Below are 13,661 nucleotides of genomic sequence, written 5' to 3'. Positions count from 1 at the left end.
GTCATGGCGATCAAAGTGCTCATGCCCGCGCTCTCGCCGACGATGGAGGAGGGCACGCTTGCCAAATGGCATGTGAAGGTAGGCGACGAAGTAAAATCCGGTGACGTGATTGCTGAAATCGAAACCGACAAGGCGACGATGGAAGTCGAAGCCGCAGATGACGGCACCGTCGCAAAGCTGCTTGTCGATGAAGGCACGGAGAATGTGAAGGTGAATGAAGTCATCGCTCTGCTTGCGGGCGAGGGTGAGGACGTCTCCACAGTCGAAAAAGAAGAAGCCCCCGAGAAGGCCACCGCGCCGAAAACGAAACCCGGTCAGGGAGAAGTAACGAGCCGCGAGAGCGGGGAGAAGACGAAGGCCGAGCGCGCTCAACCGAAAGTGGAGGTGAAATCCGATCCGGATATTCCGGAAGGAACGGAATTCGTCACCCAGACTGTGCGCGAGGCGTTGCGCGACGCGATGGCCGAAGAGATGCGCCGCGACGACAGGGTCTTCATCATGGGCGAGGAAGTCGCGCAATATGAAGGCGCCTACAAGGTAACGCAGGGCCTGCTTGCGGAGTTTGGCGACAGGCGCGTGGTCGATACGCCAATCACGGAACACGGGTTTGCAGGGCTTGGCGTCGGCGCGGCTATGGCGGGCTTGCGGCCCATTGTGGAGTTCATGACGTTCAACTTCGCCATGCAGGCGATTGATCAGATCATCAATTCGGCGGCAAAAACGCGTTACATGTCTGGCGGGCAGATGTCCTGTCCCATCGTCTTCCGGGGGCCGAACGGTCCGGCGGCGCGTGTCGCGGCCCAGCACAGTCAGGACTATTCGTCCTGGTACGCCCATATTCCGGGCCTCATCGTTATCGCACCTTATTCTGCATCTGATGCGAAGGGACTCCTCAAGGCCGCGATCCGCGACCCGAACCCGGTGATCTTCCTAGAAAACGAAGTTCTCTACGGCAAGAGCTTCAAGGTGCCGAAGATCGAGGATCACGTCCTGCCCATCGGCAAGGCCCGCGTGATGAAGGAAGGGTCAGACGTCACTATCGTCTCGCACAGCCACGGGCTTACCTATTGCCTTGATGCCATCGAGCAGCTTGAGCAGGAGGGTATCGATGTTGAACTGATCGACCTTCGCACTATCCGCCCGCTTGATATGGACACGATCATTGCATCTGTGAAAAAGACGAACCGTCTCGTGACCGTCGAAGAGACATGGCCCGTCTGCGGTATCGGTGCGGAGATAGCAGCGGAAGTGCAGGCAAAGGCTTTTGACTGGCTTGATGCACCCATTCTGCGGGTAACGCAAAAGGATGTGCCGATGCCCTATGCTGCCAATCTGGAAAGGCTGGCGCTGCCCAGCGCTGAGGAAGTGGTAGAGGCGGTGAAAACCGTCTGCTACCGCTGAGGAGGCGAACATGCCGGTCAACATCCTCATGCCCGCTCTTTCACCGACAATGGAAGAGGGTACACTTGCCAAATGGCATGTGAAGAAGGGCGACAAGGTCAGTGCAGGCGATGTCATCGCTGAAATCGAAACTGACAAGGCCACGATGGAGGTCGAGGCCGTGGACGAGGGCATTATCGGCGACATTCTTGTCACCGAGGGTACCGAGGGCGTCCCTGTCAACGAAGTGATCGCCATTCTTCTCGAAGAAGGCGAGGATGAAAGCGCGCTGAAACACGCGGCTGCACCGGCAAAGCCGGAGAAGAAAGCGGCAGTTGAAAAGCCGGCTGATTCCGAAAGACCAACCGGAAAAGACAAACCCGCGCCGGAAGCAGAGGTGCAAAAGGGCGAGCGCATTTTTGCGTCGCCCCTCGCGCGCCGCATTGCTGCGCAGCAGGGAATTGATCTCGGCCGCATCGAAGGCTCAGGCCCGCATGGCCGCATCGTGAAGGCGGATCTGGAAGGCGCGCCGCGCGGCGAGACAAAATCACCGGAGAAAAAACAGGCGGCGGCTTCCGCGCCCGCCTCGGGCATCGATCCACGCGTCTTCTATGAAGAAGGCACTTATGAAGAGGTGCCACTGGACGGGATGCGCAAGACGATTGCGCGGCGGCTTACGCAAGCTATGCAGGAGATACCGCATTTCTATCTGACGGTGGATTGCAGGCTCGATGAACTGCTGGGCGCTCGCGCAAGGCTCAACGAGGAAGCACCGGAAGGCGTGAAACTTTCCGTCAATGATTTCCTCATCCGCGCTGCCGCGCTCGCGCTGGTCAAGGTGCCGGATGTGAATGTGAGCTTTGCGGGCGATGCGCTACTGAAGCACAAATCCGCCGATATCGGCATTGCTGTCGCCATTGATGGCGGTCTCATTACGCCGATCATTCGCAATGCCGAGAAGAAGGGGCTTGTCGAGATATCCCAAGAAGCAAAGTCGCTTTCCGTTCGCGCCCGCGACAAGAAGCTCAAGCCTTCCGAGTATGAGGGCGGCAGCTTCTCCATTTCCAATCTCGGCATGTTCGGTATCAAGCATTTTACCGCCGTCATCAACCCGCCTCAGGCGGCAATTCTCGCCGTGGGCGCAGGGGAGGAACGCCCCGTTGTGAAGAACGGTAAGGCCAAGGTTGCGACGGTGATGACGGTCACCCTGTCCTGCGACCATCGCGCGATTGATGGCGCGTTGGGCGCACGCTTTCTCGATGCTTTCAAATCCTATGTAGAATATCCGGCAAGGATGCTTCTGTGATGGCGGAAAATTATGATGTCGTGGTGATCGGCTCCGGTCCCGGCGGCTATGTTGCGGCGATCCGCGCGTCGCAGCTAGGTCTTAAAACCGCGATTGTGGAACGCGATGCGCTGGGCGGCATCTGCCTCAACTGGGGCTGCATCCCGACCAAGGCGCTGCTCCGCTCCGCCGAGATTTACGAGACGATGCAGCATCTCGGTGACTATGGCCTCAAGGCTGAAAAGATTACCTATGACGCCGAGGCTGTGGTGAAGCGGAGCCGGGATGTGGCAGCACAGCTTTCATCCGGCGTCACTTTCCTGATGAAGAAGAACAAGATCGACGTGATCGAAGGAACGGGAAGACTTGCTGGAAAGGGCAAGATCGCCGTTGAGGGAAAAGATGGCAAGTCGCGCGACATATCCGCGAAGAACATCATTCTTGCCACCGGCGCACGCGCGCGGGTGATTGAAGGGCTGGAACCGGACGGCAAAACCGTCTGGAGCTACCGCGAAGCAATGGTACCGAAGGCAATTCCGAAATCGCTGATCGTGGTCGGCTCGGGTGCCATCGGTATCGAGTTTGCGAGCTTTTACCGCGCCTTCGGTGCTGAGGTTACGGTGGTCGAGGTGCTGGACCGCATTCTCCCGGCTGAAGACGAAGATATTTCCAAAGAGGCCGCCCGTGCCTTCAAGAAGCGCGGCATCCGCATCCTCACAGGGGCCAGGATCGACAAGACGGATATTTCCGCCAAGGGCGCGAAGATGGAAGTCAGGATTGGCGACAAGAACGAAGTGCTTGAGGCAGAGAAAATCATCTCGGCTGTCGGCATTGTCGGCAATGTTGAAAATCTTGGTCTCGAAGAAGCGGGCATCAGGATCGAGAAAACCCATGTCGTCGTAAATGAATGGCTGGAGACAGGCGTGAAGAATGTTTACGCCATCGGCGATCTCGTTGGCCCGCCCTGGCTTGCGCATAAGGCGAGCCATGAAGGTGTGCTCGCGGCAGAGCGGATTGCGGGTGTGAAGAACCTTCACCCGCTAGACACACGACGCATCCCCGGTTGCACCTATTCAACGCCCCAGATCGCGAGCGTCGGTCTTACCGAAGCAAAAGCGAAAGAGCAGGGGCATGAAGTGAACGTCGGCCGTTTCCCCTTCAAGGCGAATGGCAAGGCCATCGCGCTTGGCGAGACAGGCGGCTTCGTCAAAACCATCTTTGACGCGAAAACGGGTGAACTTCTCGGCGCACATATGATCGGCCCGGAAGTCACCGAGCTTGTCCAGGGTTATGGCATTGCGATGACACTGGAGACGACCGAAGCCGAACTCATGCAGACTGTCTTCCCACATCCGACGCTTTCCGAAGCAATGCATGAAGCCGTACTCGACGCCTATGGCCGCGTCCTCCATACTTGATCCAGGGGATTAATAGGGGGGGATCAAGTGAGTACTGAACCGAAGAAAGCCGCATCGGCGGCCATGCCGAAGAATGCTGTCGTGATCCTGCTCGACAGCCTCAACCGGCATATGCTGGGTGCTTATGGCGGCGTGGAGTTTGCGACGCCAAATCTCGATCGCTTCGCGGCCCGCGCCACGCGCTTCACGCGCCACTTCACCGGCTCGCTTCCCTGCATACCCGCCCGTCACGACATTCTTTGCGGTGCGCTCGATTTTCTCTGGCGTCCCTGGGGCTCGGTCGAGCTTTGGGAAGATGCCATTACCTATGAGCTGCGCAAGAAGGGTGTGGTGACGCAGCTGATTTCCGATCACCCACATCTCTTCGAGACGGGCGGCGAGAATTATCACGTTGATTTCACTGCCTGGGATTACCAGCGCGGCCATGAGGGAGATCCGTGGAAGACGCGGCCCGATCCGAGCTGGGCAGGCGCGCCGAACTTCATGCGCAAGCACATGCCCTATGATGACTCGCGCGGCTATTTCCGGGGCGAGGAAGATTTCCCCGGCCCCCGCACCATGAGTGCGGCAGCGCGCTGGCTGGCGGAGAATGCGGGCCATCACGAACGCTTCATGCTGTTCGTGGATGAGTTCGATCCGCATGAGCCATTCGACACGCCGGAGCCCTATGCCTCCATGTATGACCCGGACTGGGAAGGCCCACATCTCATCTGGCCGCCCTATGTGCAGGGCGGTATCGCCAGGGGCGTAATCGATGAGCGGCAGGCACGCCAGCTACGCGCGTCCTATGGCGGCAAGCTCACCATGATCGACAAATGGTTCGGCCGTATATTGGATGAACTCGACCGAAAGAATCTCTGGGATGATACGCTGGTCATTCTGTGTACGGATCACGGCCACTATCTCGGAGAGAAAGATATCTGGGGCAAGCCCGGCGTGCCGGTCTATGAACCGCTGGGCCATATTCCGCTGCTGATTGCGCATCCCGGCATTGCCCCCGGCACATGCGATGCGCTGACGACAAGCGTTGATCTCTTCGCAACGCTTGCCGACTGTTTCGGCGTCGAGGTCCGCCAGCGGACACACGGCCGTTCGCTCCTGCCGCTGATGCGCGGGGAGACAGGCAGCGTGCGGGATTGGCTGCTTACCGGCGTATGGGGCAGGGAGGTCCACTATATTGACGGGCGCTACAAATATGCCCGCAGCCCTGCCGGAGATAACGCCCCGCTCAGCATGATGTCGAACCGCTGGTCCACCATGCCGACACATATGCTGACCCGCGAGCAGGAACTGCCCCTGCCGGATGAGCGCGCCTTTCTGGACCGGATGCCCGGCAGCAATGTCCCCGTCATCCATCAGCAATGGCAGAAGGGCGACATGGTGCCTTACTGGGCCTTTGCAAAGTTTTCCGGCCACCATCTTTACGACTTGCTGGAAGACCCCGGCGAAGAACAAAACCTCGCAGGAACGGCCGCGGAAAAGGAGAGTGCTGAAAGGTTACGGGCGGCGCTGGTCGAGCTCGAGGCACCGCAGACCCAGTTCCAGCGGCTTGGCCTCTGACCGGGCGCGCCGGTCCGGAGATAATTTGTTCAGCAATAGGCGGTATGCTCCTTCCCCGGAGGTGGCCTCATGACGATATGGCATGGTGCACGGGTGGAGGAAAAAGGCATTGATTATGCCGTGCGAGAGGTGGAGACGCCGTCCCACCCTCACAGCCAGCAAATGCTCGCCTATTGGGAGGAGCGCAGGCAGCCCGACGGGCTGATGCCGCGCGCCGCGTTCGACCCGCTTGATATGCCAAGGCTGATGGGCGGCATGTTCGTGGTAGAGCCGGTAAACGGCGGCACCGACATGCGTTATCGCCTTGTCGGCGCCGAGAATGAACGCCGCCTTGGCCGCAAATTCACCGGCGAACTCTTCACTGATTGCTACCTGCCGGATATGGCGGCGGATCAGATCGCGCTTCTCAATCGCGTCATGAATAAGCGAAAGCCCGCCTTTCTGCAGGGCTGTTTCCTTGGGCTTGATGTGGAACACGTCCATTACGAGGCGATTTACCTGCCGGCGGTGGACAAGGACGGCGGCTTGCAGGTGATAGGCGGCCTGTTCGAGCTTCCAGCCCCTGAGAAATGACGGAAATCCGCCTTATTTGCTTGAATCGGGCTGAGCCGTTATCCATGTTCCTAGCGTAACAGCCCGTCAGGACTCATGGTCACCATCCTGAATACAGTGCAGCCGGACACAGCCCGGCCCCGGCACCCAGAAAAGGCGAACAGGCCGGATACGCCCGTGCTGCGCAAGCCCGAGTGGATTCGTGTCCGTGCGCCCGGCTCCCCGGTCTATGCCGAGACGAAGCAGATCGTTCGTGAGAACGGGTTGGTGACGGTATGTGAAGAGGCAGGCTGCCCCAATATTGGCGAGTGCTGGACGCAGAAGCACGCAACCATGATGATCATGGGCGACACCTGCACGCGCGCCTGTTCCTTCTGCAATGTGAAGACCGGCCTGCCGGAGCCGCTTGATGCGGATGAGCCGGAGCGTGTGGCTAATGCCGTCGAGAAGCTCGGCCTCCGTCATGTGGTGATCACCTCGGTTGACCGTGACGACCTTGCGGATGGGGGCGCGCAGCATTTCGTGGAAGTGATCGAAGCGATCCGCCGTCGCTCTCCCGGCACGACGATCGAGATTCTGACGCCGGACTTCCTGCGCAAGGAAGGTGCGCTGGAAAAGGTCGTGGCGGCAAAGCCCGATGTCTTCAACCACAATCTTGAAACGGTGCCGCGGCTCTATCTGAACATCCGCCCCGGCGCGCGCTATTTCCACTCGCTGCGCCTTCTTCAGCGGGTGAAGGAACTGGACCCCACGATCTTCACCAAATCCGGCATCATGGTTGGCCTTGGTGAAACGCGGGAAGAAGTATTGCAGGTGATGGACGATATGCGTTCGGCCAGCATCGACTTCCTGACCATCGGCCAGTATCTCCAGCCGACGCGCAAGCATGCCGCGATCGACCGTTTTGTAACGCCGGAAGAGTTCAAGTCTTATGAGCGCATCGCGCGCACCAAGGGCTTCCTGCTCGTATCGGCAAGCCCGCTGACGCGCTCCTCCTATCATGCAGACGAGGGCTTTGCTCGTCTTCGTGCAGCGCGGAACGCCTCTCTCCCGCAGGGATAGTCTCATGGCTGCGCATGAGCAGACCCGCGACGTGCCTTACCGCCCGGACGATATGTTTGCGCTGGTGGCGGGCGTTGATCGATACCCGGAATTTCTTCCCTGGTGCAATGGCGCTCGCATTCGCCGCCGTGATAAGCAGGGTGAGAATGAGGTGCTGGTTGCCGACCTGATCGTATCCTACAAAGTGTTTCGTGAGCAGTTCACCAGCCGCGTGACGCTCAATCCGGCAGAGCGCCGCATCGACGTTGCCTATGTACAGGGCCCGTTCAAATATCTGCACAATAACTGGCACTTCGAGGCGCTGCCGGGCGGCGGCACGCGCATCCACTTCTTCATTGATTTCGAGTTTCGCAGCGCCACGCTCGAAAAGATGATCGGTGCGGTCTTCTCGCGTGCTTTTGCGAAGATGATGCAGGCTTTCATTGATCGCGCGGAGGCGCTTTATGAAGTGGACCCTGCGATCAGCCCGGCATCAGCATCGATGGCTACATCATCCGTCGCATCAGATTGAGCGCAACTTCCACGCTTTTGAGCCGGATTTCCTCACGGCCTATGTCGCCAAAAAGCTGCATCTCGTGAAGGATGCTGCGACCTGCCCGTGCTGCGCCGAAATGTACAAGACCAACCGGCTTCATCGGCGTGCCGCCACCCGGCCCGGCAACACCTGTGACCGAGACAGCGATGTCAGCTCTGGAGTTTTTCAACGCGCCTTCTGCCATTGCGCGCGCAACCGGCTCTGACACCGCGCCAACATCCGCGATGAGGTCGCCGGGAACGCCGAGCATGTCACGCTTGGCTTCATTGGAATAGACAACGAAGCCGCGCTCCACCACGTCCGATGAACCCGCAATTTCCGTCAGCAAGCCCGCGATCAGCCCGCCGGTGCAGCTTTCGGCTGTCGCAACTTTCAGCTTTGCCTCGCGGGCATCGACAAGGGTCAGTTCGGCGAGGTGGATGAGGCGGCGCGGAAACATGCTCATGAGACAACCGTCCATAGAAGGTCGAAAACGAGATAGGCGAGGATCGCCATAAGAGCGGCCAGCATGTCATCAATCATGACACCAAAACCACCCTTGAAGCGCCGCTCTGCCAGACGGATCGGCCAGGGTTTCAGAATGTCGAAGAAGCGGAAAATGACAAAAGCGGCAATGAATCCCTCGGCTGTGGCGGGCAGGGCTGCGACGACGAGCCAGACAGCCGCCACTTCGTCAATCACGATTTCGGGTGCATCATCCTTTTGAGCCGCAACGCAGTAAAGCCCCGCCGCCCGGATACCCACGGCAAAAACAAGAAGCGCCGCCAGCGCAAGAACGAGCGGGCCGCCTGCCCACTCAATCGCAAAGGCGAAGGGAAGGGCAGCAAGCGTGCCCCATGTGCCGGGAGCAGGGCGAAGAAGACCAGAGCCGAACCATGTCGCCGCCAGCGCAGCAGGGTGATGGAGAGGAAGGGTGGGCGGCAAGGCGGTGAGGCGGATCATCGCGTCACCGGAAGCGAAGCGTTGCAACGGCCTGCGCCGCCACGCCTTCGCGTCGGCCGGTGAAGCCGAGTTTCTCGGTGGTTGTTGCCTTCACGCTCACGCGCTCCCTGACGATACCGAGAATATCTGCAACACGCTCGCGCATCCTGTCCGTATGCGGAGATATTTTCGGCGCCTCAAGGATCAGCGTCACATCGACATTGGAAATGACCGCGCCAGCCTTTGCGGCCAGTTCTGCCGCGTGGGCGAGGAATATGTCGGAGGCAGCGCCTTTCCATTGCGGGTCGCTCGGCGGAAAATGCTGGCCGATATCGCCCGCGCCAAGCGCACCGAGAATGGCATCCGTCAGCGCGTGCAACCCGGCATCGGCATCGGAGTGTCCGACCAGCCCGGCGTCATGCGGGATCTGCACGCCGCAAAGCCAGACATGATCGCCCGGCCCGAAACTATGCACGTCATAGCCCATGCCTGTCCGCGTTTCGCCGCTCTGCATCAGCATCCGTTCTGCCCGGTCAATATCTGCCGCACTGGTGATCTTGAAATTGTTCTCATCCCCTTCGACAAGCGCAACCTCCATGCCCGACGCTGCGGCTACGGCCACATCATCCGTGTAGTCAGCACCCGCTGCCTGCCGATGGGCGGCAAGAATGGCATCGAAGTGGAAAGCCTGCGGCGTCTGCGCACGCCACAGTCCGTCGCGCGGAATGGTGTCGCCCGCCATGCCGCATACTCCGCGCCGGACCGTATCGGTCACGGCAAGGGCCGCCAGGGCGCCCTCATGCCTGTCCAGCGCCCCGATGCAGTCTGAAATCAGCCCCGCGCTAACGAAGGGCCGGGCAGCATCATGAATGAGCACGCGGTCGGGAGCACACTCAGCCGCAAGCGCCTCCAGTCCCGCGAGAACGGACGCCTGCCGCGTTGCCCCGCCATGCGTCGCGGGGAGCAGTTTTGGCACACCCGCAGACGCCTCCCCATAAGCGGCTTCGTCATCCGGGTGGATGACCGTCAGGATAGAGGAAATCCCCGGATGGTCGGCAAAGGCCGCAAGGGTCCGCCTGAGCGCCGGCACCCCGGCCAGCAGGCGATATTGCTTGGGCGCGCCCGGCCCGGCACGGCTGCCGCGACCGGCCGCCACGATCAGCGCGGCGACTTTCATATCTGCTCGTTTCGCACCCCAAATGCCGCAGTGCAAGCGATTTGCCTTGCCGAAACTTTAGGCAGGAAGTATTTTGTTCAAAATTTGTGCAATCTCTCTCGGTGCCTATAGTTTGACCATATCCATCGGCTCCCACACCCTCCCAAACCCTGTGCTTCTGGCACCCATGGCGGGGGTGACCGATCTGCCCTTCCGCCGGGTCGCGCACCGGCTAGGGGCGGGGCTTGTCGTCTCTGAGATGGTGGCAAGCGACGAACTGGTGCGGGCAAGGCCGGATGTGGTGCGCCGTGCAGCAGGCGCTGGCGAGTTCACGCCGCTCTCAATCCAGCTTGCGGGGCGGGAAGCGCGCTGGATGGCGGAGGGGGCCAGGGTCGCCGCGGCGGCAGGGGCCGACATCATCGACATCAATATGGGCTGCCCCGCAAAGCAGGTGACATCCGGCCTTTCGGGCTCGGCCCTCATGCGCGATCTCGACCATGCGCTGGGGCTGATCGAGGCAACGGTCGGCGCGGTTGACCTGCCCGTCACACTGAAGATGCGCACGGGCTGGGATGACGCGACCCGCAACGCACCGGAACTTGCCTCCCGCGCCGAAGCGGCGGGCGTGAAGCTCGTCACCGTGCATGGCCGCACCCGCTGCCAATTCTATAAGGGCAGGGCGGACTGGAACTTCATCGCCGAAGTGAAAAAGGCTGTCTCCATTCCCGTGGTCGCGAATGGCGATGTGACGAGCGAGGAAGATGCGCGCAGCATCCTTGACGCTTCCGGCGCCGATGCGGTGATGGTCGGTCGCGGCGCGCAGGGGCGTCCCTGGTTCCTCGCGCAGATCGCTCACTTCCTGAAGACAGGCAACAAGCTCCCCGCGCCGTCATGGAGCGAGCAGGGCGAGATCGTCGCCGCACATTACCGCGACATGATAGATCACTATGGCGAAGGCCTCGGCATCCGCGTCGCGCGAAAGCATCTCGTCTGGTATCTCGAAGAGGCGTCGCGCCGCTTCCCCGAAGAAGCAATGGAAACGAAGCGAAAAATCGTGCGGATGAGCGAGCCAGCCGCCGTGCTGGAAGCTCTTGCTGCTTTCTATCGCTGTGCAGCGGAAGCGGAGCCAGCCGAAAACAGAAAGCGGGAGGCCGCGTGATGCAGCAGAACTTTTCCGCCGCCGGTGTACCCGAAGCGCATGTCATCCTGAAGTCGATGCCGCATCCGGTTATCCTGCTCAACCGCGATCTCGCCATTGAGTATGTGAATGACAGCGCGGAAGAGTTTTTCGCGGCAAGTTCAGCGCTGCTGCTCGGCCATCCGCTGAAAGAGATTGTCGCCTTTGGCAGCCCGCTCATCGCGCTGATCGAACAGGTCTTCGAGCGCGGCGTCTCGGTGAATGAATACGGCGTCGAGATCGGCACGCCGCGTATCGGGGATCGTCTCGTCGATATTCAGGTGACACCGCTGACCGAATATCCGGGCCATGTATTGCTGCTGCTTCAAGCGCGCACCATGGCGCAAAAGATGGACCGGCAATTGACGCATCGCGGCGCGGCGCGCTCCGTCACCGGCATGGCCGCGATCCTCGCACATGAAATCAAGAACCCGCTTTCCGGTATTCGCGGTGCGGCCCAGCTTCTCGAATTGTCAGCCCCGCTTGATGACAAGACGCTGACGCGTCTCATCTGCGAGGAAACAGACCGCATCTGCAAGCTTGTGGACCGGATGGAGGTCTTCTCCGACGAGCGCCCCATCCCGCGCGAGCCGGTGAACATTCACCTTGTTCTCGGCCATGTGAAGCAGCTCGCACTGACGGGCTTTGCGCGCAACATCCATATTGTCGAGGAATATGACCCCTCGCTGCCGCCTGTTCTTGGCGATAAGGATCAGCTCATTCAGGTCTTTCTCAATCTGCTGAAGAATGCCGCCGAGGCGATTGACGGCGCGAGTGACGGCGAAATCATCCTCACCACCGCTTACAGGCCCGGCGTGCGCCTTTCCATGCCTGGCAGCCGCGACCGCGTGAGCCTGCCGCTTGAAATCTGCGTAATCGATAACGGGCCGGGTGTGTCAGATGATCTGATGGAACATCTCTTCGATCCGTTCGTGACGACAAAATCTTCCGGCACCGGACTTGGTCTTGCGCTTGTCGCAAAGATCATCGGCGATCATGGCGGCATCATCGAATGTGAATGCGCGCCGCGTCGAACGACTTTCCGTGTGCTGCTGCCTATGCATACAAGCGCCGTGGCACATGATCATGCCCCCACGCGCACAGGAGAGGTCCATGCCTAGCGGAACCATTCTTCTTGCGGATGACGATACGGCGATCCGCACCGTTCTCAATCAGGCACTCGGCCGCGTCGGATATGATGTGCGAGCCACAGGCAATGCCGCCACCCTCTGGCGCTGGGTGAGCCAGGGGGAGGGTGATCTCATCATCACCGATGTGGTGATGCCGGATGAAAATGCCTTCGACCTCATTCCCCGCATCAAACGCGCGCGCCCCGAAATCCCGATCATCGTGATGAGCGCACAGAACACGCTCAAGACCGCAATCACGGCGGCGGAGCGCGGCGCCTACGAATATCTGCCGAAGCCATTTGATCTTAACGAGCTGATCCGAGTGGTGGACAGGGCGATGACCGCGCCGCGTGAGCCGGGCATTGCGCGCCAGCAACCGGAAGAAGACGAAAAGATTCCGCTGATCGGCCGCTCTCCCGCCATGCAGGACATTTACCGCGTTCTCGCGCGGCTCATGCAGACGGACCTCACCGTGATGATCTCGGGCGAGAGTGGCACCGGCAAGGAGCTCGTTGCGCGTGCGCTGCATGATTATGGCCGCAGGCGGAACGGCCCCTTCGTTGCCGTGAACATGGCCGCGATCCCGCGTGAGCTGATCGAAAGCGAACTCTTCGGCCATGAGAAAGGCGCTTTCACCGGCGCAAGCCAGCGTGCCACGGGCCGCTTTGAGCAGGCAGAAGGCGGCACGCTTTTCCTCGATGAAATCGGCGACATGCCGATGGAAGCGCAGACGCGCCTTCTGCGCGTGTTGCAGCAGGGGGAATACACGACAGTCGGCGGCCGCACGCCCATCAAGACCGATGTGCGCATCGTCGCAGCGACAAACCGCGACCTTCGCCAGCTCATCAATCAGGGGCTTTTCCGCGAAGACCTTTTCTTCCGGCTGAATGTCGTGCCCATCCGCCTGCCGCCGCTGCGGGAGCGTTCCGAGGACGTGCCTGATCTCGTGCGCCATTTTCTCGGTCAGGCAGAGGATGAAGGCCTGCCGCCGAAGATGATTGATGCGGAGGGGATGGAGCTGCTTCGCCGCTATCGCTGGCCGGGCAATGTGCGTGAGCTGGAAAATCTCGTGCGCCGCCTTGCTGCCCTCTACACCGAAGAGACCATCGGCGCCTCGATCCTTGAGGCGGAACTCGCCGAGCCGGATTTCGGCAAGCCTGCCGAAGAGCCTGTCTCGGACGAGCCTCTGTCTGCCGCTGTCGAGAGAACCCTTAACCGCATTTTCGCCGCGCATGGGGACGAGTTGCCACCCCCCGGCCTTTATGACCGCGTGCTGCGGGAACTCGAAAAGCCGCTCTTCAGCATGACGCTCGCCGCCACGCGCGGAAACCAGATCAAGGCGGCCCACCTCCTCGGCATCAACCGCAACACGCTCCGCAAGAAGATCCGTGACCTCGACATTCAGGTCATCCGCGGCCTGAAGTAAGGGACGAAACGGCCTTCCGCCTGCGCCCGCATCCCGCCCTGGTGATGTAAACCCGCAAC

The 13,661-nt window shown here is 60.5% G+C and carries 13 protein-coding genes; 10 read left to right on the top strand and 3 right to left on the bottom strand.

Features of this window, described 5'->3' with window-relative positions; genetic code table 11:
* The first annotated feature begins 3 nt into the window (after positions 1-3).
* The 7 genes from WBF74_RS03765 (at position 4) to WBF74_RS03735 (ending at position 7,768) form a co-directional block, all read left to right on the top strand.
* A complete protein-coding gene (locus WBF74_RS03765; RefSeq protein WP_424435384.1) occupies positions 4-1,401 on the top strand; it encodes a pyruvate dehydrogenase complex E1 component subunit beta in 1,398 nt (465 codons plus the stop codon).
* Between the two features lie 10 nt (positions 1,402-1,411).
* A complete protein-coding gene (locus WBF74_RS03760; RefSeq protein WP_424435381.1) occupies positions 1,412-2,686 on the top strand; it encodes a pyruvate dehydrogenase complex dihydrolipoamide acetyltransferase in 1,275 nt (424 codons plus the stop codon).
* A complete protein-coding gene (lpdA, locus tag WBF74_RS03755; protein WP_424435378.1) occupies positions 2,686-4,083 on the top strand; it encodes a dihydrolipoyl dehydrogenase in 1,398 nt (465 codons plus the stop codon). Before WBF74_RS03760 ends, lpdA begins: the two co-directional genes overlap by 1 nt.
* 27 nt (positions 4,084-4,110) lie before the next feature.
* Complete coding sequence (locus WBF74_RS03750) at positions 4,111-5,643, top strand: sulfatase (RefSeq protein ID WP_424435375.1); 1,533 nt, start codon at positions 4,111-4,113, stop codon at positions 5,641-5,643.
* 69 nt (positions 5,644-5,712) lie between these two features.
* Entirely contained in the window at positions 5,713-6,216 is a 504-nt protein-coding gene (locus tag WBF74_RS03745) for a PAS domain-containing protein (RefSeq protein ID WP_424435372.1), read from the top strand.
* A gap of 75 nt (positions 6,217-6,291) precedes the next feature.
* On the top strand, positions 6,292-7,257 hold the full coding sequence (gene lipA, locus WBF74_RS03740; protein WP_424435369.1) for a lipoyl synthase: 966 nt from the start codon (positions 6,292-6,294) through the stop codon (positions 7,255-7,257).
* Between the two features lie 4 nt (positions 7,258-7,261).
* Positions 7,262-7,768: a type II toxin-antitoxin system RatA family toxin gene (locus tag WBF74_RS03735; RefSeq protein ID WP_424435366.1), complete on the top strand. Its 507-nt coding sequence runs from the start codon at positions 7,262-7,264 to the stop codon at positions 7,766-7,768.
* Here the strand turns inward: WBF74_RS03735 and WBF74_RS03730 are convergent.
* Genes WBF74_RS03730 through WBF74_RS03720 form a run of 3 tightly spaced genes read right to left on the bottom strand, consistent with a single transcriptional unit; the run spans position 7,743 to position 9,890 of the window.
* Positions 7,743-8,237 carry a CinA family protein gene (locus WBF74_RS03730; RefSeq protein ID WP_424435363.1) on the bottom strand — a complete coding sequence of 165 codons (495 nt, stop codon included), beginning with the start codon at positions 8,235-8,237 and terminating at the stop codon, positions 7,743-7,745. The genes WBF74_RS03735 and WBF74_RS03730 overlap by 26 nt on opposite strands.
* Positions 8,234-8,734 carry a phosphatidylglycerophosphatase A family protein gene (locus tag WBF74_RS03725; protein WP_424435360.1) on the bottom strand — a complete coding sequence of 167 codons (501 nt, stop codon included), beginning with the start codon at positions 8,732-8,734 and terminating at the stop codon, positions 8,234-8,236. Before WBF74_RS03725 ends, WBF74_RS03730 begins: the two co-directional genes overlap by 4 nt.
* Positions 8,735-8,738: 4 nt before the next feature.
* Complete coding sequence (locus tag WBF74_RS03720; RefSeq protein WP_424435357.1) at positions 8,739-9,890, bottom strand: bifunctional 2-C-methyl-D-erythritol 4-phosphate cytidylyltransferase/2-C-methyl-D-erythritol 2,4-cyclodiphosphate synthase; 1,152 nt, start codon at positions 9,888-9,890, stop codon at positions 8,739-8,741.
* Between the two features lie 166 nt (positions 9,891-10,056).
* On the opposite strand from WBF74_RS03720, the gene dusB reads away from it, so the two are divergent.
* The 3 genes from dusB to ntrC are packed head-to-tail and all read left to right on the top strand — an operon-like array spanning position 10,057 to position 13,602.
* Entirely contained in the window at positions 10,057-11,028 is a 972-nt protein-coding gene (gene dusB / locus WBF74_RS03715; protein WP_424435354.1) for a tRNA dihydrouridine synthase DusB, read from the top strand.
* Positions 11,028-12,167, top strand: a complete 1,140-nt coding sequence (locus WBF74_RS03710; protein WP_424435351.1) for a two-component system sensor histidine kinase NtrB — start codon at positions 11,028-11,030, stop codon at positions 12,165-12,167. Before dusB ends, WBF74_RS03710 begins: the two co-directional genes overlap by 1 nt.
* Positions 12,160-13,602 carry a nitrogen regulation protein NR(I) gene (gene ntrC / locus WBF74_RS03705; protein WP_424435348.1) on the top strand — a complete coding sequence of 481 codons (1,443 nt, stop codon included), beginning with the start codon at positions 12,160-12,162 and terminating at the stop codon, positions 13,600-13,602. Before WBF74_RS03710 ends, ntrC begins: the two co-directional genes overlap by 8 nt.
* The last annotated feature ends 59 nt before the right edge of the window (positions 13,603-13,661 follow it).

Source organism: Parvibaculum sp., assembly GCF_049672805.1.
GTDB lineage: Bacteria > Pseudomonadota > Alphaproteobacteria > Parvibaculales > Parvibaculaceae > Parvibaculum.
The sequence above is the reverse complement of the archived record's forward strand: the minus strand, read 5'-3'. Positions and strand labels throughout refer to the sequence as shown.

Coding starts and splice junctions, on each gene's coding strand:
- WBF74_RS03725 (WP_424435360.1), bottom strand. CDS start 8,734: ATGATCCGCCTCACCGCCTTGCCGCCCACCCTTCCTCTCCATCACCCT.
- lpdA (WP_424435378.1), top strand. CDS start 2,686: ATGGCGGAAAATTATGATGTCGTGGTGATCGGCTCCGGTCCCGGCGGC.
- WBF74_RS03710 (WP_424435351.1), top strand. CDS start 11,028: ATGCAGCAGAACTTTTCCGCCGCCGGTGTACCCGAAGCGCATGTCATC.
- lipA (WP_424435369.1), top strand. CDS start 6,292: ATGGTCACCATCCTGAATACAGTGCAGCCGGACACAGCCCGGCCCCGG.
- ntrC (WP_424435348.1), top strand. CDS start 12,160: ATGCCTAGCGGAACCATTCTTCTTGCGGATGACGATACGGCGATCCGC.
- dusB (WP_424435354.1), top strand. CDS start 10,057: ATGGCGGGGGTGACCGATCTGCCCTTCCGCCGGGTCGCGCACCGGCTA.
- WBF74_RS03745 (WP_424435372.1), top strand. CDS start 5,713: ATGACGATATGGCATGGTGCACGGGTGGAGGAAAAAGGCATTGATTAT.
- WBF74_RS03760 (WP_424435381.1), top strand. CDS start 1,412: ATGCCGGTCAACATCCTCATGCCCGCTCTTTCACCGACAATGGAAGAG.
- WBF74_RS03730 (WP_424435363.1), bottom strand. CDS start 8,237: ATGAGCATGTTTCCGCGCCGCCTCATCCACCTCGCCGAACTGACCCTT.
- WBF74_RS03735 (WP_424435366.1), top strand. CDS start 7,262: ATGGCTGCGCATGAGCAGACCCGCGACGTGCCTTACCGCCCGGACGAT.
- WBF74_RS03765 (WP_424435384.1), top strand. CDS start 4: ATGGCGATCAAAGTGCTCATGCCCGCGCTCTCGCCGACGATGGAGGAG.
- WBF74_RS03720 (WP_424435357.1), bottom strand. CDS start 9,890: ATGAAAGTCGCCGCGCTGATCGTGGCGGCCGGTCGCGGCAGCCGTGCC.